Below are 18,235 nucleotides of genomic sequence, written 5' to 3'. Positions count from 1 at the left end.
CCCCGTGCGCGCCTATCGATTACTCGCCGCCCTGCTCATCACTGTCACCGCCATCGTGATCGCGGTGTTCGTCGTGACCGCCACCGGCCACAACCCCGACCCGCGCCCACAGGTACCTCCGGGCGTGGGTGCACCCGCGACGACGGTCGCCGCGTCGACGTCGCGGCCACCCACGGTCGATCTGTTCGGCAACCGCCTGGAAGTACCCGCCACCGATTCCGGTGTGCCGTTGCCCCAAACCGGGTTGCCGGTCGACCCGACCCACGCCGACTACCTCACCGCAGCGCCGACAGGGCTTGTGTGGCAACGGATCTGGGACGGCGCCGGAGTCCCGGTGTCGAGTAGCGACGGGCCTGCCCGCATCGTCGACGGTGTCGCGTCGGGATACGCGCGAACCCCGCAAGGCGCGATCCTGGCTGGTCTCGACGCGCTCGGCCGCGCTCTGGCCGCACCGGACCCGACGTGGAAACGCGTGGTCGCCGACCGGTTCTACGGCGGCGGTCAACCTCTCATCGACCGGTTCGCGCGCTCACGCACCATCACTCCGGACGCGGCCCGCTACGTCGCTGTCCCCGACGGAGTTCGGGTACAACCCGGGTTCGCCCCGGACATGGCGGTCGTCGAGGTCGCCACCCGAGCCAGTAGCGGGTACGCGGTATCGACGTGGCCGATGGTGTGGGTCGACGGCGACTGGCGGCTGCGCGTACCCGACGACCTCGAATCCCTGTGGCGCCCCACCACCACCCGCGTCCCGACATCGGCGGGGTTCGGGAACTGGAAACCACGCTCATGAACACCGACCTCCACACCCAACTCGTCCCGTTGCTGCTGTGCAACCTGCCGCTGCTCAGCGGCACAGTCTGTTCGGTCGCCGCCGAATCGGCCACCTCCGCCGTCGCGGACACCGCCATCGAGGGCTTGATCGACCTGGTTGTTTCCGGGTTCGTGTTCCTGCTGCAACTGGTCATTTTCTGGTGGACATCCACCCCATCCCCGGAATTGATGTCGACCACCGGCGGCAGCGGTAGCGCGCTGGCGGCGATTCGTGACTACACCAGCGGCCTGCAAGTGCTGTTCCTGACCGCGGGGATCTTGTTCTCCGCCGCCCGCCTCGCCCTGGCCAAACACCGTGCCGCCGCGGGGGAAGCGCAGGAGACGTTTCTGATGTTGGCGCGCGCGATCATGGCCTCGACGTTGCTGGGCGCGGCGATCGCGGTCGCCACCAACGCCGGTGACACGTTCTCCGACTGGGTCCTCAACGACGCCGCCGAAGGGGATCTGGTCGCGGTGGTGGACCGGCTCACCCAGTTCGACGCCTCCACGCGGAGCGGGCTCGGCGGTGGCGTGCTGTTGATCATCGGGTTGCTGGGGTTGATCAGCAGTTTGGTGCAACTGGTGATGTTGGTCGTGCGCCAAGCCTTGCTGATCCTGGTCGTGGCGGTCCTGCCGATCGCGGCCGCCGCGTCGGGCACCCCGGCGGGTGGGCAGTCCTACAAGAAGCTGTTGTCCTGGGCGTTGGCGTTCGTGCTGTGGAAACCCGTGGGCGCGTTGGTGTACGCGATCGCGTTCACCGTCGCCGGGCGCGCGGATCAGTCCGACACCCAAACCTTCCTGCTCGGGTTGATCTTGATGGTGATGACCGTCCTCGTGCTCCCTGCCTTGATCCGGCTCGTCGCACCTGCCGTCGCCACTCTCGGTGGTGGCGGCGGAGGCGGGGCCGTACTCGCTGGAGCAGGGGCCGGGATCGCGATGTCCGCAGCCGGGAATCGACGCCAAGCACGCACGATGACCGAGACCGGAGGCGGCGGTGGGACACCACCCAACAGTGGGCCACCGCCGGGCGGTGGCGATCCACCCCCACCGGGTGGCGGAGGTGGATCGCGGGCGATGACACCGACTCCCACGGGATCGGGTGGGAGTGCGGGATCAACCACGGGGACCGGTAGCGCACCGAATGCTGGGGCAGCGTCGGCGAGCGGCAGCGCGGCCGGTGGCGGCGCCGCGGCTGGCGGAGCGGCTGGGGCAGGTGCTGGCGGTGGGTCAGCCGCCGCGGCCGCTGGTGCGGGTGGGGCGGTCGCGGGTCCGGTCGGAGTTGTTGTCGCCGGAGCTGTCGCCGCTGGTGCCGCCGCGGTGCGGACGGCCGGTTCGACCGCACGGCAAGCAGCCGAGGGCGGGCCCGACCCGCAGGCGTTGGGTCCGGGGGAGGTTCGACGATGAACGCGCCACGGGTCTACGGGCGGTGGGAACGGCCACGCTCGGCCGGCTTCTTCGGATTGACGTGGGGCGTCTCGCTGCTGGGGTTGGGGCTGATCGTGGCCGTGATGGCCAGTTTCATGCTCATCCAGTCCATCCAGATCAGCGCGACGCTGCTGGCCGGGGCGGCGGTGATCTTCGTGCCGTTGGCGATCACCCGCGACGGCCGCACCGGGTGGGAGTTGCTGCTGCTGCGCACCCAGTTCGCGATGGCGCGCGCACGCGGAGAACTGACCTACCGATCCGGGAGATTCTCCCGCATGCCAGGGCTGGCGAAACTGCCTGGGCTGCTGGCTGATTCACGACTCACCGAGTACGAGACGGCAGGCGGCAAACGATTCGCGATGCTCCACATCCGTCGCACCGACCACTACACGGTGGTGCTGCGGGTCCTCGCGCGCGGCAAAGAACTCGTCGACCAACACCAGATCGACACCTGGGTCGAGGGCTACGGCCAATTCCTCGCCGCCCAATCCAGAGGCGGGGAAGTCGTCGCGATCACCGCAGTCCTGGAGAACACGGTCGAAACCCGGCTCAAACACACCCTCGAGGTCGCGCGCCTGGTCCGCGACACCGCACCCGCGTTCGCGAAGCAGGTGATGGGCGAAGCCGCTGCTGACAGCGGCGGAGTCGGTGTTCGCATCGACGCGCGGATCGCGATCACGTTCCGGGCGATCGGGAAGGGCCGCATCCGCCGCGACCAACCCGAACAGGCCCGCGAAATCGGCCAACGCCTGCAATCAGTGCTGTCCCAACTCGCCCACGCCGGCCTGCCCGCCACCCCCATGCAGGCCTGGGAAGTGCTGGCGCTGGTCCGCAGCCGCTACGACCTCGCCTCGCAACGCGACGTCGAGACCGCCGGTCGCGCGATCACCGAGTCTCAGTCCTGGGATTCGGTCGGCCCGATCGCCCACGCTGACCGCTGGGACCACTATGTTCACGACGCCGCCCGCTCGATCACCTGGGAAATGGACGGCGCACCCCGCGGCGCGGTCATGGAAACCGTCCTGGAAGAGCTGCTACGCCCACGCCCCGATGTCCCGCGTAAACGGGTCGCGATCGTCTACCGACTCCACAGCGCCGCGGACGCCACCTCGCTGGTGGACTCCGACTTCCGCGACGCGATCGCCGCCGAACAAACCGAACGCGGCATCGCCTCAGCATCGGCCCGAATCCGCGTCGCCAACACCTCGGCCGCCCGTGAGGAACAAGCACGCGGGGCCGGGCTGACGAGATTCGGTGTGCTGGTCACCGTCACCGACCACCTCGACGGCGACCTGCCCGGCATCGAGGCCTCGGTGAAAGGAATGGCGGCGGCGAGCAGGTTGTCGGTGCGCCGCTGCTACGGCTACCAAGCCGCCGCGTTCGCCGCGTCCCTGGGCATCGGCCTGGTTTTGCCGGAGCACACTTCGATTTCAAAGGGCGTGTCGGCATGAACACCTCGCACCCGCAGCGCCCCGGTGCTCGCGCACCAAAGACCGTGGTCATCAATGGAATTCGGGTGCTCACGACGCAGCAGCGCGTCGCTGTCGAGGCGAGAACGCGCTTGTCGGGGATCAGGGGTTGGTACGCGCGCGCCCTGCTCACCCGCGACGATGCCCGCCACACAACTATCTCGGGACGGACCGAGAGTCGCGACAGCGACGGATTCGGCTTGGACACAACGGTTCTCACCGATCGTGGATATGGCGGGATCGGTGGGGGTCGGGCCGCGGTGGTCGCGCGGACGCCGGAGTGGCGTGCGACCACGGTCCAGGTCGCGGGGCTATGGCCGTTCTGCGTCGGGGCGACCGCCCCGACGGTGGGGGTGCCGGTCGGGGCGCACTACATCACCGGCGCCCCAGTGCATTTCGACCCGATGAGCTGGTTCCTGCGCGGATTCATCACCGCCCCCATCGCCTTCGTCCTGGCGCTCAACGGGTTCGGCAAATCCTCCCTGATCCGACGACTGGTGACCGGTGCGGTCGCGGCCGGCGAAACCGTGCTGTGTATGGGCGACACCAAACCCGACTACCGCGAGCTCGTCGAACAGCTCGGCGGACAAATCGTGGAGATCGGGTACGGGCACGGCACCATCAACCCCCTCGACGTCGGCGCCCTCGGCGGTGTCATCGATCAGTTGACCGACCCTGATCAGCGACGCCAGGTCGCCGCACGGGTCGAAGCGGGCCAGGTCAACATCGTGGCCGGTTTGATCGAGCTGGTGCGTGGTGATCGGGTCGCCGACTACGAAGAAGTCCTCCTCGCCGCAGGTCTGCGCGAACTCTACGGTTCGACAACACCATTCACCTACGCCGATCCGCCGCTGCTACGGGATCTGCTGGCGGTGATCTCCGACGGCTCGGACCGATTGCGTGAGTTCGCCGAGGAAGACGACACCACCGCCTACCGCACCTCGACCAAACCCCTGCGACGGTCTCTGCGCGCCTTGGTGGAAGGACCGTTCGGGGCGATCTTCAACGGCCACACCACCACTCGCCTCGACCTGGCCACTCCCGCGATCTGCGTCGATATCTCCCGCATCCCCGAAGGCGACACCAAACTCCTGGCCGCGGTGCTGATGGTGTGCTGGAGCGACGGCTTCGGCGCTGTCGCCGCCGCGCACGCCCTCGCCGATGCCGGTCTCGCACCCAAGCGAACCTTCGAGGTCGTCATGGACGAGATCTGGCGGGTGCTCGGGGTGGGGGAGTTCATGGTCGACCGCGTCGACGCCCTCACCCGCCTCAACCGTGGCCTGGGCACCGGGCTGATCATGTGCTCGCACACCATCAAAGACCTCGCCGCGTTCGATTCCGCCGCCGCACAAGCCAAGGCGTTGGGCTTCTTCGAACGGGCCCGCGCGAAAATCATCGGACCTGTCGGCCCGGAGGAAGCCCACCGGATCGCCGCGGTCGCGGGCATGACCGACACCGAGAAACTACTCGTCACCTCCTGGGCCGCGCCCCGCCCACCCACCGACGACGACCTCGACGGTACCGGACGCGAAACACCGCCCGGAACAGGATGTTTCCTGCTCAAGACCGGCGAAGCCGCCGAACCCGGAATTCCGTTCAGGATGGAATTCACGTGGAGTGAGCGGGTTTCCGACATCCACAACACCAACCGCCGGTTCACCTTCGACCCTGATCCGGCTGGACGGTGACCATGATGGATTCGGCCGCACCTCGTATAGCGATGTTCGCGTTCGGCGCCCCCATCGGGGTCTTGCTGCTCGTGCTGTTGGTCGTCGTAGCCATCGACACCCCCGCTCGAACATGCGCTGCCGGGTACAGCACAGGCGTCACTGGCGACATCGGAACGACCGTGGCGGGGCTGTCGCAATCACAGCTGAGGTTGGCCCGCGATGGTGTGGTCATCGGCATGCAGCGGGGGATGCCGCAGTCGGTGATCGTCGCCGAGCTCGCCGCCCAGGCCACCGAGTCCAGCTTCCGCAACCTCGCCAACTCCGCCGTCCCCGCGAGCCTGGGCTACGCCAACGACGGTGTCGGGACCAACTACGACAGTGTTGGGCCCCATCAGATCCGGGTCAGTATGCACGGCGAGGTCGGGGTCGCGACCTTGATGGACCCGATCTACCAGATCAACTGGTTCTACGACCGAGCCGAGACCATCGACGGTTTCGAGTCGATGGCGCCAGCGGAGTTGGCGCAAGCGATCGAACGATCCGAACCCAACGCCTACGCCGCCCAACTCGACCTCGCCCTGCGACTTTTCCACGAGTTCGAAACAACCGAACCCGGGTCTGGTACCGGAACGGCCGGGTGCGGTAGCACCGGCTCGGGGCAGCCGCTCACCGCGGCGGATGCCAGCGGGTTCGGGCAGGCGGTGATCGCGGCCGCCGAACGGTGGATCGGCACCGACTACGTCTGGGGTGGCGGCGACGTCAACGGCCCCACCGGCGGCGGGTTCGACTGTTCCGGACTCACCCTGTACGCGATCTACCAGGCATCCGGTGGCGCGATCCGCCTACCGCATTACACCCAAGCCCAACAAGACGATCCCCACGCCATCCCGGTCGCCTTCGCCGATCGTGCCCCCGGAGACCTGATCTATTTCACCGCCGCCGACGACCGAGACTCCCACCACGTCGGCGTGTTCTACGGCCGTGACGAGCAAGGCCGCGATCAGTTACTCCACGCCCCGCAGACCGGCGACACCGTCAAAGTGAGCTTTCTGAGTGGGTGGGACGGGGAAACCATGTCGGTCAGACGGTTCGAGGTCAGCGCTGTTTCGGACCCGTCGCAGGGAGCACGGCTATGACAGGCATCGGAGTGAACTCCGCTCGACGTCTGCTGACGGTGGTGGCTGTCGCGACCACAGTCCTGGCCGGGTGCGGCGTCGGCGTCCCGGTCGTGACCGAACCGGCTTGTCGGGCCCACCAATTCCCGACGCCCTTCGACCGGGTTCCGCCGTGTTCGGGTCCTGAGGTTCTGCTCGCCGCGGTGGCAGGGCTGTTCGCCTACGACCCAGCGACCGGCGTCGACCCGCCGACAACCTTCGACCGGGTCCGCCCGCTGATGAGCGCGCCCTTCCAAGCGAAAGCCGCTGCGTCGGTGTGGGTGCTGTCACCGGTCACCATCGTCGACTGGAACTCCTGGGTGAAGCGCGGAGTCACGATGCGTTCGGAAGTCGCGATCACCGGCGACGACCACCCACCGGACACAGCCACGACAACCGCGCGCGTGCTGTCGGTGCGGCTGGCACCGGCGAACATGACCCCGATTGTCTTCGCGGTGTACTCACGCGCGGTCCGTGTCAGCGCCGAAAGCGCTTGGCTGATCACCGATCTGAGGATGCCGTCATGAGTGGTGCCGACCCGGTCGAGGAAAGCGGCCAAGCGATGCGGCAGGGCTTCGTCCAAGCACTCCAAACCGCGCACATGACGCACGCGTTGATGAACGGACGAGGCGGTGAATCCCGCTCGCAAGCCGAATCCGACCAACGCATGCAGTTGGCCCAGGACAAGGACCACCGTTCCTGGGTCGAGCATCGACTCCGCGTCGCCAAAACCCACGCGGAGGTCGAGCAGAGCTCCGACCTCAACGCCGTGCGAATCGAGGAGATCCGCGCTCGCATGAGTAACGCGAGCAAGGTGACCGATGTCGAGCTGGACAACAAGCAGCTTCAACGCGAACGAGCCGACAAGGACTTCGACCGGCGCGAGCAGGCCGGACGACTGGACCGCCGAGACAACGCAGAAGCACACGACTATCGCGTCACCGGCTACCGCCAGCGTGAGGCCCGCAGCGTGGAGTTGCACAAGCTCGACGTCGAGTACAAGAAGCTTCTGATCGAGATCCGCCGTCGCGCTGCGGGATTCAGCGAATCCTTGCACCTCGACGACGACAGCGATGCCGCACGCACGATGTCGTCAGCGGCACGGTTCGCCGCAGCGGATGCCACGTCGGGCCTCTCGACCGAGCACGCCGCGACCGCAGACGCTTATCGGGAGCGGTTCGCCGCCGACACCGGTACCACCGCGCACTCGATGGTCGGCGAGGTGCCTGGCCCGGTCGTATCTGACGGCATGCCGACTTCGCCAGACTCACTTGGCGGAATCGTAGAGGCCCTCACTACCGAGTCGCACCACCGAGCACCGTTCGACCCTCCGATGCACGCCGGGCATTTCGATCAGCTTGGTCCTGCCGGGCACGTGCTAGATGACGCCGTCGCGGCAACCGGCACGAGCGAGTTCGATCCTCTGAACCCTGACGGAGTCGATCCGACACCGAATTCGCCATCCGGGCCGGGAGTCTCGTCGGATCTAGGGGTCGACCCGTGAGCGGGCCGTACGGGCGGAGCTGGTGAGATGTTCACGCCCACACCACTGCAGACCCAGCTGCTCAAAGCGGTGCAGAACTTGTCCGCCGATAACCGGCGGCTGATCAACCGTTCCCATGCCGATGGCAATGACCGCCTCCCCGCAGTCACCCAGGCCCATATCGAAGTGAGCATTCGGGCACGCGAACACCTCGAAGATGTCTCCATCGCCGTCGGAATTCCGAGATCGATCGTCGACTATCACCGCGTCGCGGGGGAGCGAGGAAGCGGCTTCGAACCTGGCCAGCCCATGCTGAGCACCGAATTCATCGCCCGTGGCACACTTCTGGCCGGCTATCAGGCACTCGTCCACGACCTCCAGGACGCCGCAGGAATCGGCGCGACGTCCGCCGCGCGCGGCCATCTCGGGCGAACCGCGTTCGGCGACTTCCGGCGCGTCATCGGTGTGCGCTGGCAACGCACGGGAGCGATCGCCCACGCCCTCGAGCTCACCGCCGTAGAGCGGAGCGCCGTATGGACACGCGGTGCGACCGCGTGGCAGGCGGTGGTCGCAGAGAAATTCACCGCGCTGGACACCGCGGCGTTGACACGGCGACTGAACGAGATCACCCGAACCGACTTCTCCGCGGCCGCTGTGCCGGTTGTCGTTTTGCAGGCCGCGGGAATCGGGCCCGACGACATCGCCGCCCAGATGCCGGCCTCGCCCGATCAGATGGTCAAACTCGCCACCCACGCGGTCAGCGAAATGACACGCCAAACGGCTCTGAAGACGACCGGCGAGCGAATCGACGCCGCGATCGACGCCGTTGGCAACGACTCTCGCGACGACTCGGAACCGGAACCGCACCGCGACCCAGGTCCCGGGCTCGCGCCGAAATCGACTGAGGCAGGGCGAGATCCATGACTGCTCTCCCGGCATCCGAACGCTTTCGACTAGGAGATTCTCGATGAGTAACCCGCTCTCAGCCGCCGATCAGCTGCCGTCATGGCAGCTGCGCCTGCTCGAACGCGTCCAGTCCGCGAGCTACTACCACTGGCGGTTGATGCAGAATCCGCCCAGTTGGTCGCGAAACATCGGAGTGGGCGAGACCGAGCTTTTCAGGTGGCAGACCGGGGTCCGAGCACAAGAAGCCGAACTTGCCGACTACGAACTCCATGCCGCCGCGGTCGAGATCCCCGACGAGATGGTCGGGCAGGTGCGGGCCGCGGGTGGACGAGGCCTGCGGTGGGGCGATGACGAGGCGACGGCCCGGTTGCCGATTGTCCCGGAGACCGAAAGCGCGGTCCGGATGATGCTGGTGAGCCAGATCGTCGACGATGTGTGGCAGCTCGAACACATGGCCCTCGTCCGCGCGGAATACCTCCATCGCGAACACACCGGCCGATACCGCGCCGACGAACCAGCGCTACGCCAACTGCATGACAGCATGTCCGCGGTGTGGCGCCGGGCCACCCTCACCGCGGCGCACGCCGAACTCGACGACGTTGACCGTGGCCAGCTGTGGGCGCGCGACGCCGAGTCCTGGCGTGGGCTTGCCCGGCTGGTAGGGGCATCAACGGCAGATACCGAGCTGCGACGCCGATTTCAGCTCTTCGCGTGGAAAGGAGTCGAGATCAAAGCCGAACAGGAGCTCGCGACGTTGTCGGTGACCGGGCTGGTTGTCGGACCGCCCACCCCGATTGAGCTTGCTGACAGCGCCGAGACCGCGCTCAACGAGGTCAGCGTCGCAGACGGGCGCGGCGCGCGCTTCGAGCAGTCCATCGGTTCGGCGGTGGACGCGACCACCACCAGTGCCCAATCCGAGTGGGACCCTGACCCCGACCCCCACCCGCCCCCTGACCTTTCGGCGCAAACCGGCCAGGGACAGGAGGTGTGGTGATGACCGACAACCTGTCTGAGGCAGCCCGCTGGGGGCAATGGCTTCGCCGAATCCAATACCTCGCGGGCGAACACCAACGAATCCATGACGCGGGTCCCGCCCTCTTCGACGGCAGCGGCAGTACCGACCCTCCTGAGCAGCTATGGCGGCAACGGCTGCACCAACTCGAAACAGACCTCGACGCGACTCAACGCGACGCCATCGTCGACGGTGTCGACCCCGGCTGGGCCGAGGACGCGCGCGTTCTCGGCGCCCGCGGACCCCACCGATACGGCACCCGCCAACACCCCGACCACGCGGCCGGGTACCAGGAGTTCTACGTCGACATGCTCGAAGTCGAGCTGTGGCACCTCGAGTGTATGGCGGGCTTGCACGTCGCACGCGACGACCGAATCAGGACTGGGCACTGGATGTTCGGGGAGGACCCTGATACTGAACGCTGCTTCGTCGAGCAGATGACAGCCCGCTGGACCCAAGTCGCGGCCTTCGCGGCGGCCGCGCAAATCACCCACAGCGAAGGCCAGCACCTGTGGGGTTCCAGCATCGACGGACTGCGCCGCGTACAAGCGGTCACGATCTGCGCGATGACTGACCAGCAACTCGCAGAGCAGTGGTACGCCTACGCCACCCCTGCCCAACGCCTGCATCCCTACCTGCAAACCGACACCCACACGGCACATCTGCTGCTGGACGGCCCAGCCGTGCCGCCGTCACCACAGCAGATGATCGCTGACGCCGCAACGGCTTTGCGATCGCAGAACGGTCGGAGCCAACTAAATCCTGGCGTGTCGCCGGACCTGGCATCGGAGAGCACGGCGATAGCGGCGACGCTCGACGCCGCCCTCGGCGACACCTCTGAACAGGTGTGGGAAACCGACACGGACCCGCCTGGTTGGTCCACCTCCGACGCCGGGATCAGCCCGGACTTCTAAACCTTCACGAGCACACGCTTTGTCGGCACGATGGCCACGGGTACTGGCCGCCGCGACCGAACCACACACCGGGACATCACACCACCCCGCTCACGCGGCGGGTGGACCACGCCTTCGCACCCGAGGTAGCAGCCGATGCCCACACAACGTTCAAACACATCGACCCCATATACGACACTGTCGCACCCCGTCGGCGGGCAGCGATGACCTGGATCAACGCCGGGTCAGGATTCACCCGGCCGCAGTACTACACCGACGCCGCCGATGACACCGAGGCACGGCTACGCGCGGAATTCGCGGCGTGGCACCAGCTGCGGGAGATCGCCTCGTCCGGGCGAACCAATTCCGATGTCGTCGAGTACTTGGCCCGTGCCCACCAGATCCACCGGCGCTGGACGACCGATGTCGACGCGGAGTCGCGCGTTCGCTGGCAAACGCTCAGCGATGTCCGCGATGCCTGGCTCCGCGACCCCGAAGCAGCCCGCAGGTCCTTCGCACACATGCGGAACACCGTCGGCGAGAACACGACAGAGCCGATCGCCGTGCGTGATCAGCACCAGATGGCCGAACTCACCGGCCACGCCGAACCACCCAACCTCCGCTCCAATCAAGATCAAACACGCTTCCGGCCAACCCATCTGAGCCTGGTACGCGACACCGACCCATCTCGGCACCTGTCGGCCGCGCAACGAGCACTCGGTGGCGAGGCGACGACAATGCTGACGCCCGATGAAGTGGCCGCGATCATCGACGCCACCGACGACCATCTCACTGTCGAGGAGTCCCTCGGCGATGCCGACACCGGGACCGAGCGAATCCTCGCGTTGATCCCACCGGACCAGCGGTTCGCGCCCGTCACCACCGATTACACCGCCGAAACCTCGACCGCGCTGTCGCACATCGGTGCGCTTCGGCGCTTGCAGGACCTGTATGCCGAACACGTCCACCTCGCCGAAGCTTTCGATGGCTCACCCGAACGCGGACAAGATCTCATCGATCAGCTGGAAAAGCTGTTGGAAGCCGGCCGGTCGGCTCGCGATCACGCGGTAGCGGTCGGGGTGAGCAGGGTCGATATCGACGCCGCCTACCAATCCGGCGTCCACGGCAACTTCTGGTCTGCCCAACCCGGCGTTCCCCGGCTAGGCATGCTCGCACAGCTGCTCGAGCACCGCGCCGCAGACCACGCCGAAATCGAGCACCTGCGAGGCCAACTCGAACACGTCCACGCACCACCACCCGTCCTCGCCCTCGGCAGCGAACACGATGCGCTCGACCCGGCGTCATCACCGTCTGACACCGCGACGGCGATCTCCTTCGCGGTAGACGCCGCGCTTCCCGACAGCGATGCCACCGCCGGAACAGCCTGGGCCGCACCAGAACTCACCGGAGTCATCGAACCGATCCGGCCAGCGCCGGTCACCGAACCCACAATCTAGAAGGGACCGAACTATGTTCTCTGCCAGGGAAACACGTCGCCGAACTCTCGGCGGGTGGGGAGAAGAAGCCAGCATGCTGGCCATCCTTGTCGCGCTGATCGCGATGGTCGGGCTCTTGTGGCTGGCGTTGGCGCTGGGGAGTTGGTTGGTCGGCTACCCGATCCGATGGAATCCCTTCGAGGCGCTGCTGTTAGTCGTCGCCGGGGACTCGCCGTGGCCGTGGCCATCGACGGTGATCGCAGTCTCGCTGCTCGCGATGGGCGGAGCCGGGAGCGTATGGGCGGTGCAGCGCTTCACCGCCGATCGCGAGATCGATGCTTCGGCACGAACAATGCAGCGCCCCAGCAAGATCCGTATGGCCCGCGTCGCGGACAACCTCGCCGAGAACCAACGCCTCCTCAAGGACGCACCACCCGCGGTCCAGCTCAATCCCGGCCCGCTCATGGGCCGCACCATAATCGGCGACATCGCACTTCATGTACCCGCCGAAATGAGCGTCACCGCCACGGCAGGGCAGCGGACCGGCAAAACCGTCGCATGGGCCATTCCCGCCGTCTTGACCGCGTGGGGACCGTGCTTGGCGACCAGCAACAAGCCCGACCTCTACCGAGCCACCTGCTACGGACGCGAACGTGTCGGCAGGGTTTGGCTGTCAGACCTCCAAGCCGTCACCGGACGACCCGAGTGCGGATTCTGGGTCAACCTCTTCACCCAGGTCACCACCCTGGCTGCCGCACGCAAGCTCGCTGGATTCTTCGTCTCCGGGGAATCAGGATCAGCAGCCCAAGCCGCCAACACCCGCACCGACGCCTACTTCGACGGCGGCGCGAAAGAGCTGTTCGCCCTGCACCTTTTCGCCGCCGCCACCGCCGGAGGCGACCTGCACCATTGCGCCGAATGGCTCGGCCGCGACCAAGACCCCACACCCGCGTTGATCCTGCGTCACTACGGCTTTCACCGGCCGGCGGCTCGGATCCTGGAGGCTCAGGCCCTCTACGCCCGCCAACGCGACGGGCTCTACGACATGGCTCGCCGATTCCTCAACGTGCTCTCCGACGACGGCTACGCCAGCCTCGTCACCCCACCCCGTCGGAAAACGATCAGGGCACACGAATCCGGCGCAGCCGATCACACCAACGGAACCGTGCTCGACATCGTCGAGCACGAGAAGACCCACGAACTACCCGAATTCAAACCCACCGACTTCGTCACCTCGAACGACACATTGTTCGCGCTCTCGCAGGCAGGACCCGACGGCGCGACCCCACTCACCGCCGCCCTGGTCGGACAAGTACTGGAAGCGGGCTTGGCGACCGCGCGCGCTCGCGTCGACGGACGATTGGCGGTACCGCTGCTGTGTGTACTGGACGAGGCCGCGAACTGCGCCCGTATCGCCGAGCTGCCGACCTACTACACCTACGCCGCAGGCGCGGGAATCATCTTGGTGACGATCCTGCAGGTCATCGAACAGGGCGAAGACCTGTGGGGAGTCAACGGTTTGAAAACTATGCGAGCCCAGTCGATCGAGATCTACGGAGGGTCGATCGCCGCGACCGATTACCTGGAGCACTGGTCTGCGATGGCCGGCCAGCACGACGTCGCTGAACGATCCCGGACCCACGCTGTCGGCGGGATCCAACGAACGCTGTCCTGGCGCGCGGAACCCATTCTCGATGCCGCGAAACTCGCCGCGCTCCCGAAAGACCGTGCGCTCGTACGCCTTCCTGGCCACGGCCCGGTCGTGGTCCGCAAGATCCCCTGGACCGAATCCGACCTCGCACCCCTGGTCCGAGCCTCACTTGCTCAGTTCGAGGACCGACCTTCCGCGCTGACGAAACACCTCGGCGACTTCACCTTCGAAGACGGGACCCGGCCATGACGGCCCCCAACGCGCCCAGCTCGGCGGGCGGCCGGTCGATGCCCCCGCAGTTCCCGAACTTCGTGTCCTTCACCCAGGACTGGTTGCTGCCCACAATCAGCGTCCGCCTCGCGGAAGCGAACCGGGAGAACACCTACACCTGGTGTGGGAAATGGTGGGCTCACCGCAGCGTGGCGGTCCGATTCGCCCACCTACACACCGCTTTCGAGGCGATGCGTCGTTCCAAATCTGGTTCCAGCCTGAGCTCCTTCATGCTGTCGCACGTTGACGCGCACCTGCAGGTGATCCTCGACGCCAGCAACGGACCCCTGCACCGATGCACCCGTGTCGCGCATCAGCTCAACCCGTCGCTGCCGTTCGACCCCGTCCCGGCGGGCTGGTTCCGCATCCCGGAAATCGATGCGGCCATATCCGAGAGGAAGTTTCGCCACCATAGCCTCTTCGTCGAGCAATGGTTGTTGCCGCTGATCTCGGTGCGTATCGCGGCCAACAACCGGGAGAACCAGTACACGTGGTGTCGGCAGTGGTGGCGCCACCAAGCCGTCGTCGTCCGCTTCGCAGGTCTGCACGCCTGCTTCGAGGCAGCGATCAAAGCTGACGACAAGATGGCGATGAGCAGCTTGTTCACTCGCTACATCGACCCCACGATGCGCCATGCTCTCGACGCGGCCAACGGTCCGATGCACCGCTGCACACCCGACAAGCACGTCGACATGTTCGGGCTCGTGGGGGAGGCGATCCCTGCGCATTGGTTCGAACTTCCCGGCGTCACAACCTCGCGTGAATGGCTCGGATTCGGACCAGATTTTCGTGGCCTCGCTGGTGACGCGGTGGTCTAAATCGGCGGTTGAGCCAGAATTTCGAGATTCTGGATGGCTCCCGCGTGACCGGACGTGGCGGCCCTCCGCCACCAGTCTGTGGCCTGAGAGGTATCGCCACGCTGATGAAGAATGACGCCGAGGTTGTACATCGCGTCAATATCTCCGGTGCGAGCGGCTCTTCGGGTCCACAGCTCGGCTTCGCTGGCGTGTCCTTGCCGCGCGAGCAGTGCCCCCAAGTTGTACATGGACTTGGCATAGCCGACGTCGGCGGCTCGGCGCCACCAGGACTCGGCTTCGGTGGGATCACCGCGCTGCCTCAACAGGACTGCAAGGTTATGCATCGCTTGGCAATCTCCTGCCTGAGCGGCCCGGCGCCACCAGATTTCGGTTTCGGCAGTATCACCACGCCGCTGGAGTGAAATCCCGAGGTTGTACATCGCGGTGATGTCGCCAGCGTCGGCGGCGCGGCGGGTCCACACTTCGGCTTCGACCGTGTCGCCCTGCTGGTGGAGCCACGTACCAAGGCCGGTCATGGCTTTGACATCGCCAGCCTTGGCGCACTGGCGCAGTTCAGATTCGGTTCCAGCGTGGTGCACCGCTCCCGACGCGACGGAAGTCGTGGACGTGACTGCGCGGGTTAGGTTGTCCGCCAGTTCGCTGCACGTCGAGTAGCGATGCTCGGGATCCTTGGACAACGCCGTTGCGATCACGATGTCCAGGTACGTGGGCAAGCTCGGCTGTCGATCACGAGGACGCGGCGGGGCCTGTGAAAGATGCGCGGCGATCGCGGCGGCGGGATCAGTCGAGTCAAACGGATGTTGCCCGGTCAACAGGTGAAATGCCGTGCAGCCCAATGAATACACGTCAGCTCGGTGATCAACAGCCTGGCCGACGAGTCGTTCCGGGGCGGCATAGGCCAGGGTCGCGACGACACCGGACGCGGTAGGAGTCGCGGTCGCGCCGAGCGCGCGTGCGATACCGAAATCGGTGAGGACCGCGCGTTCACCGTCAGGGTGCTCTTCGATGAGGATGTTGGCCGGCTTGACGTCGCGATGCAGCACCCCGTTGCGATGGGCGTGGTCGAGACCGTGCGCGACACCGGCGATCAACCGCGCCACGCGATGGGGTTCCAGGCCCGATGGGTTTGCGGTGATCTGCGCATCCAGGTCACCGCCCGTCACATGACGCATCGACAACCACAGGTGCTCATCGTCGCGGGCGTTACGGTCATAGACGGCGACAATGTTGGGGTGATCCAGCCTCGCGATCAACTCGGTTTCGCGGTCGAAGGCGGAGCGAACCCCTGGGTCTGCGGCGTACCCGGGGTGGAGCACCTTGAGCGCGACGCTGCGTTGCAGCCGCGGGTGCTGAGCCAGGTAGACCGCACCGTATCCGCCAGCTCCGAGCATGCCGGTCAGCAGGTATCCACCCACTGTCGTCCCCGGCTGCAACCTCATCGCTTCCCCTGGATCGCGGCGATCGCTGCGAAACGCATGATGCAATGGCGTTGCGCTCCAATGCAATCTATACGACGGCCAGGACCGCGTCCAGGCTGACCGGTCGCCGCTAACCGGGCCAGCCGGGTTGTCACTGCCAGTGCTCGCCGTGTTCTCAGCAGACCGCTTCCACGGCATATTGCGAGCAGTGCAAACGGCTTCCGAACTGGCTGAACCACGGGCTGCGTTGCGCCACCTCGTCGTCACCTGAACGATGTACGGGAGCGTCGTAATGTGCAGTCCAACTCGCGCTCGACCGCAGCGGCATCTGGTCTGTCACGCGAGCATCGCCGACAGATCGAGGAGGAGCCCATGGGTGAGCTCGCCGATCAGTTCCGCCGCAGCAGGTTAGAGCGGGCCGATTTTGCTGAGCAACAGCGCGAGCGCCGGCCCCCGGAAGACACGCGTCCTTCTTCATCGACGGCACCGACTCAGGTGACCAACGACCCCGGTAACCGTCTGCCCCTGGCGCGGCCAGCCGCGCAGGATCTTCTGTCCAGCGAATTCGACGCCCTCGGGTGGTATTCGAAGCGGTCGGGCGACGCACGCTGTTCTCTGCGGTCGATGAGGTCCACTACGAAGCCTGCCATTGCCATCGCCCGTGGAGTTCAGAGCACGCCTTCGCGATTTCTGGTGCAGCTCAGATGGCATTTCCATGACCGGTCGAGGCTAAACATGTCGCGCTCCGGTCGGGGCGGCTCAGACTGATATCCAGCTCAAGACAGGTATGCCGCAGATGGAGATCAGCAGTTCGCGCGGGCGAAGATTCGTATGTGCTCAGGATCGAGCTGGTGAATTGCCACGGCGCGCTCGCGGCTACCGTCGGATTCCTCGAAATACTCGTTCCCGGCATCGTTCTGGAGCACAGATGACTCGGGCATGCCCTTCCAGTAGTGCTTTCGCGAGTAGGCCGGCACCCCCGTAGCGAATGATCCCAAGCTCGATTTGGACTTGAAATCGGTCAGGTCCGATGCCGCGAGATCGACGATGATTTCCACGATCCGATCACCGCCGAACATATCTTCGCGATTGTCGGCCACCACAGTATGCCTGGCGGGGAAGTGGATTCGCCCACACTCGGCGATGTCGTCCGTCGACGCTGTATCCGAATTTCCGCACGCGGCGGGCAGGAGCATCAGTGCAGCTAGAGCAATCTGTCGCTGGACTCGATTCACAGTATTCCCGTCCAGTAGAATGACATCGCCGATTCGCCGCGGGCCTTGAAGCTCCGCGCCCACCCAGCCTCCTCAAGCTGACGCATGTCGTTGTTCAGGCCGGTCTTCAATGTGCGTTCGAGATCCCAGGACCATTCGGTCGTTTTGTCCCAGTCGTAGAGGTCGTAGACGTAAACGCGATACCAGATATCGGCTTTGACTGTGCCGCCCTCGTTGGAGAGGATCGTCGTATCGCTGCCAACAGCGACGGAGAAGTTACCTAGGGCTAGGGTGACATCCGAATTGTCGGTGACATTGACGACCTTCCAGTTCGACGTCAGTTCCTGCCGGACGCCGACTGCCGCACTGTTGTTCTTCGCCTCCTCCTTGATCGAGAGGAGGTTGGCTTCAGTGGCGTCCTTCACCACTTGGCAGGCAACTACCTGTTCGACGTTCCTCGAACTAATTCGGTACTCGTATCCCTCCCGGTTATTGCCTAGGTAGGCGCCCAGTATGTCGGAGGCGAACGAGTACCCCTTGACGTCGAAATACGCCAGGACTCCTGCCGCTTCGGCACTGATCACGGCACATTCGGCTTTGTTC

The 18,235-nt window shown here is 65.9% G+C and carries 16 protein-coding genes; 13 read left to right on the top strand and 3 right to left on the bottom strand.

Annotation, left to right across the window (positions count from 1 at the left end):
- The first annotated feature begins 4 nt into the window (after positions 1 to 4).
- From ACFWUP_RS23745 to ACFWUP_RS23685, 13 genes are all read left to right on the top strand, one after another.
- Complete coding sequence (locus tag ACFWUP_RS23745) at positions 5 to 793, top strand: hypothetical protein (protein ID WP_379237761.1); 789 nt, start codon at positions 5 to 7, stop codon at positions 791 to 793.
- Positions 790 to 2,217 (top strand): hypothetical protein, encoded by a 1,428-nt coding sequence (locus ACFWUP_RS23740; protein ID WP_379237759.1) that lies wholly within the window; start codon positions 790 to 792, stop codon positions 2,215 to 2,217. Before ACFWUP_RS23745 ends, ACFWUP_RS23740 begins: the two co-directional genes overlap by 4 nt.
- Positions 2,214 to 3,689, top strand: a complete 1,476-nt coding sequence (locus ACFWUP_RS23735) for an SCO6880 family protein (RefSeq protein WP_379237757.1) — start codon at positions 2,214 to 2,216, stop codon at positions 3,687 to 3,689. The genes ACFWUP_RS23740 and ACFWUP_RS23735 overlap by 4 nt, the downstream gene beginning before the upstream one ends.
- A complete protein-coding gene (locus ACFWUP_RS23730; RefSeq protein ID WP_379237755.1) occupies positions 3,686 to 5,395 on the top strand; it encodes a hypothetical protein in 1,710 nt (569 codons plus the stop codon). The genes ACFWUP_RS23735 and ACFWUP_RS23730 overlap by 4 nt, the downstream gene beginning before the upstream one ends.
- Before the next feature lie 32 nt (positions 5,396 to 5,427).
- Positions 5,428 to 6,513 carry a C40 family peptidase gene (locus ACFWUP_RS23725; protein ID WP_379237753.1) on the top strand — a complete coding sequence of 362 codons (1,086 nt, stop codon included), beginning with the start codon at positions 5,428 to 5,430 and terminating at the stop codon, positions 6,511 to 6,513.
- Positions 6,510 to 7,058 (top strand): hypothetical protein, encoded by a 549-nt coding sequence (locus tag ACFWUP_RS23720; protein WP_379237751.1) that lies wholly within the window; start codon positions 6,510 to 6,512, stop codon positions 7,056 to 7,058. Before ACFWUP_RS23725 ends, ACFWUP_RS23720 begins: the two co-directional genes overlap by 4 nt.
- Positions 7,055 to 8,035 (top strand): hypothetical protein, encoded by a 981-nt coding sequence (locus tag ACFWUP_RS23715; RefSeq protein WP_379237750.1) that lies wholly within the window; start codon positions 7,055 to 7,057, stop codon positions 8,033 to 8,035. Before ACFWUP_RS23720 ends, ACFWUP_RS23715 begins: the two co-directional genes overlap by 4 nt.
- A gap of 27 nt (positions 8,036 to 8,062) precedes the next feature.
- A complete protein-coding gene (locus ACFWUP_RS23710; protein ID WP_379237748.1) occupies positions 8,063 to 8,938 on the top strand; it encodes a hypothetical protein in 876 nt (291 codons plus the stop codon).
- Between the two features lie 43 nt (positions 8,939 to 8,981).
- The gene (locus ACFWUP_RS23705; protein ID WP_379237746.1) at positions 8,982 to 9,914 is read left to right on the top strand and encodes a hypothetical protein; all 933 of its coding nucleotides are present in this window, start codon (positions 8,982 to 8,984) and stop codon (positions 9,912 to 9,914) included.
- Positions 9,914 to 10,846, top strand: a complete 933-nt coding sequence (locus tag ACFWUP_RS23700) for a hypothetical protein (protein ID WP_379237744.1) — start codon at positions 9,914 to 9,916, stop codon at positions 10,844 to 10,846. The genes ACFWUP_RS23705 and ACFWUP_RS23700 overlap by 1 nt, the downstream gene beginning before the upstream one ends.
- Before the next feature lie 203 nt (positions 10,847 to 11,049).
- The gene (locus ACFWUP_RS23695) at positions 11,050 to 12,282 is read left to right on the top strand and encodes a hypothetical protein (protein ID WP_379237742.1); all 1,233 of its coding nucleotides are present in this window, start codon (positions 11,050 to 11,052) and stop codon (positions 12,280 to 12,282) included.
- Between the two features lie 73 nt (positions 12,283 to 12,355).
- The gene (locus ACFWUP_RS23690; RefSeq protein ID WP_379237740.1) at positions 12,356 to 14,161 is read left to right on the top strand and encodes a type IV secretory system conjugative DNA transfer family protein; all 1,806 of its coding nucleotides are present in this window, start codon (positions 12,356 to 12,358) and stop codon (positions 14,159 to 14,161) included.
- The gene (locus ACFWUP_RS23685; protein ID WP_379237738.1) at positions 14,158 to 15,000 is read left to right on the top strand and encodes a DUF4913 domain-containing protein; all 843 of its coding nucleotides are present in this window, start codon (positions 14,158 to 14,160) and stop codon (positions 14,998 to 15,000) included. Before ACFWUP_RS23690 ends, ACFWUP_RS23685 begins: the two co-directional genes overlap by 4 nt.
- Here ACFWUP_RS23685 and ACFWUP_RS23680 read toward each other — a convergent pair.
- The 3 genes from ACFWUP_RS23680 to ACFWUP_RS23670 form a co-directional block, all read right to left on the bottom strand.
- Positions 14,997 to 16,439: a serine/threonine-protein kinase gene (locus tag ACFWUP_RS23680; RefSeq protein ID WP_379237736.1), complete on the bottom strand. Its 1,443-nt coding sequence runs from the start codon at positions 16,437 to 16,439 to the stop codon at positions 14,997 to 14,999. The two genes, ACFWUP_RS23685 and ACFWUP_RS23680, sit on opposite strands and share 4 nt — an antisense overlap.
- Before the next feature lie 782 nt (positions 16,440 to 17,221).
- The gene (locus tag ACFWUP_RS23675; RefSeq protein WP_379237734.1) at positions 17,222 to 17,614 is read right to left on the bottom strand and encodes a hypothetical protein; all 393 of its coding nucleotides are present in this window, start codon (positions 17,612 to 17,614) and stop codon (positions 17,222 to 17,224) included.
- Positions 17,615 to 17,649: 35 nt separating this feature from the next.
- Complete coding sequence (locus ACFWUP_RS23670) at positions 17,650 to 18,216, bottom strand: hypothetical protein (RefSeq protein WP_379237732.1); 567 nt, start codon at positions 18,214 to 18,216, stop codon at positions 17,650 to 17,652.
- Positions 18,217 to 18,235 lie beyond the last annotated feature (19 nt).

This window comes from Nocardia sp. NPDC058658, assembly GCF_042716665.1.
In the GTDB taxonomy this organism is placed as follows: Bacteria; Actinomycetota; Actinomycetes; order Mycobacteriales; family Mycobacteriaceae; genus Nocardia.
The sequence above is the reverse complement of the archived record's forward strand: the minus strand, read 5'-3'. Positions and strand labels throughout refer to the sequence as shown.

Bases quoted from the DNA above. Each gene is read 5' to 3' on its own strand.
- ACFWUP_RS23710 (WP_379237748.1), top strand. From the start codon at position 8,063: ATGTTCACGCCCACACCACTGCAGACCCAGCTGCTCAAAGCGGTGCAG.
- ACFWUP_RS23735 (WP_379237757.1), top strand. From the start codon at position 2,214: ATGAACGCGCCACGGGTCTACGGGCGGTGGGAACGGCCACGCTCGGCC.
- ACFWUP_RS23725 (WP_379237753.1), top strand. From the start codon at position 5,428: ATGTTCGCGTTCGGCGCCCCCATCGGGGTCTTGCTGCTCGTGCTGTTG.
- ACFWUP_RS23680 (WP_379237736.1), bottom strand. From the start codon at position 16,439: ATGAGGTTGCAGCCGGGGACGACAGTGGGTGGATACCTGCTGACCGGC.
- ACFWUP_RS23695 (WP_379237742.1), top strand. From the start codon at position 11,050: ATGACCTGGATCAACGCCGGGTCAGGATTCACCCGGCCGCAGTACTAC.
- ACFWUP_RS23740 (WP_379237759.1), top strand. From the start codon at position 790: ATGAACACCGACCTCCACACCCAACTCGTCCCGTTGCTGCTGTGCAAC.
- ACFWUP_RS23720 (WP_379237751.1), top strand. From the start codon at position 6,510: ATGACAGGCATCGGAGTGAACTCCGCTCGACGTCTGCTGACGGTGGTG.
- ACFWUP_RS23730 (WP_379237755.1), top strand. From the start codon at position 3,686: ATGAACACCTCGCACCCGCAGCGCCCCGGTGCTCGCGCACCAAAGACC.
- ACFWUP_RS23705 (WP_379237746.1), top strand. From the start codon at position 8,982: ATGAGTAACCCGCTCTCAGCCGCCGATCAGCTGCCGTCATGGCAGCTG.
- ACFWUP_RS23675 (WP_379237734.1), bottom strand. From the start codon at position 17,614: ATGCTCCTGCCCGCCGCGTGCGGAAATTCGGATACAGCGTCGACGGAC.
- ACFWUP_RS23685 (WP_379237738.1), top strand. From the start codon at position 14,158: ATGACGGCCCCCAACGCGCCCAGCTCGGCGGGCGGCCGGTCGATGCCC.
- ACFWUP_RS23715 (WP_379237750.1), top strand. From the start codon at position 7,055: ATGAGTGGTGCCGACCCGGTCGAGGAAAGCGGCCAAGCGATGCGGCAG.
- ACFWUP_RS23690 (WP_379237740.1), top strand. From the start codon at position 12,356: ATGCTGGCCATCCTTGTCGCGCTGATCGCGATGGTCGGGCTCTTGTGG.
- ACFWUP_RS23700 (WP_379237744.1), top strand. From the start codon at position 9,914: ATGACCGACAACCTGTCTGAGGCAGCCCGCTGGGGGCAATGGCTTCGC.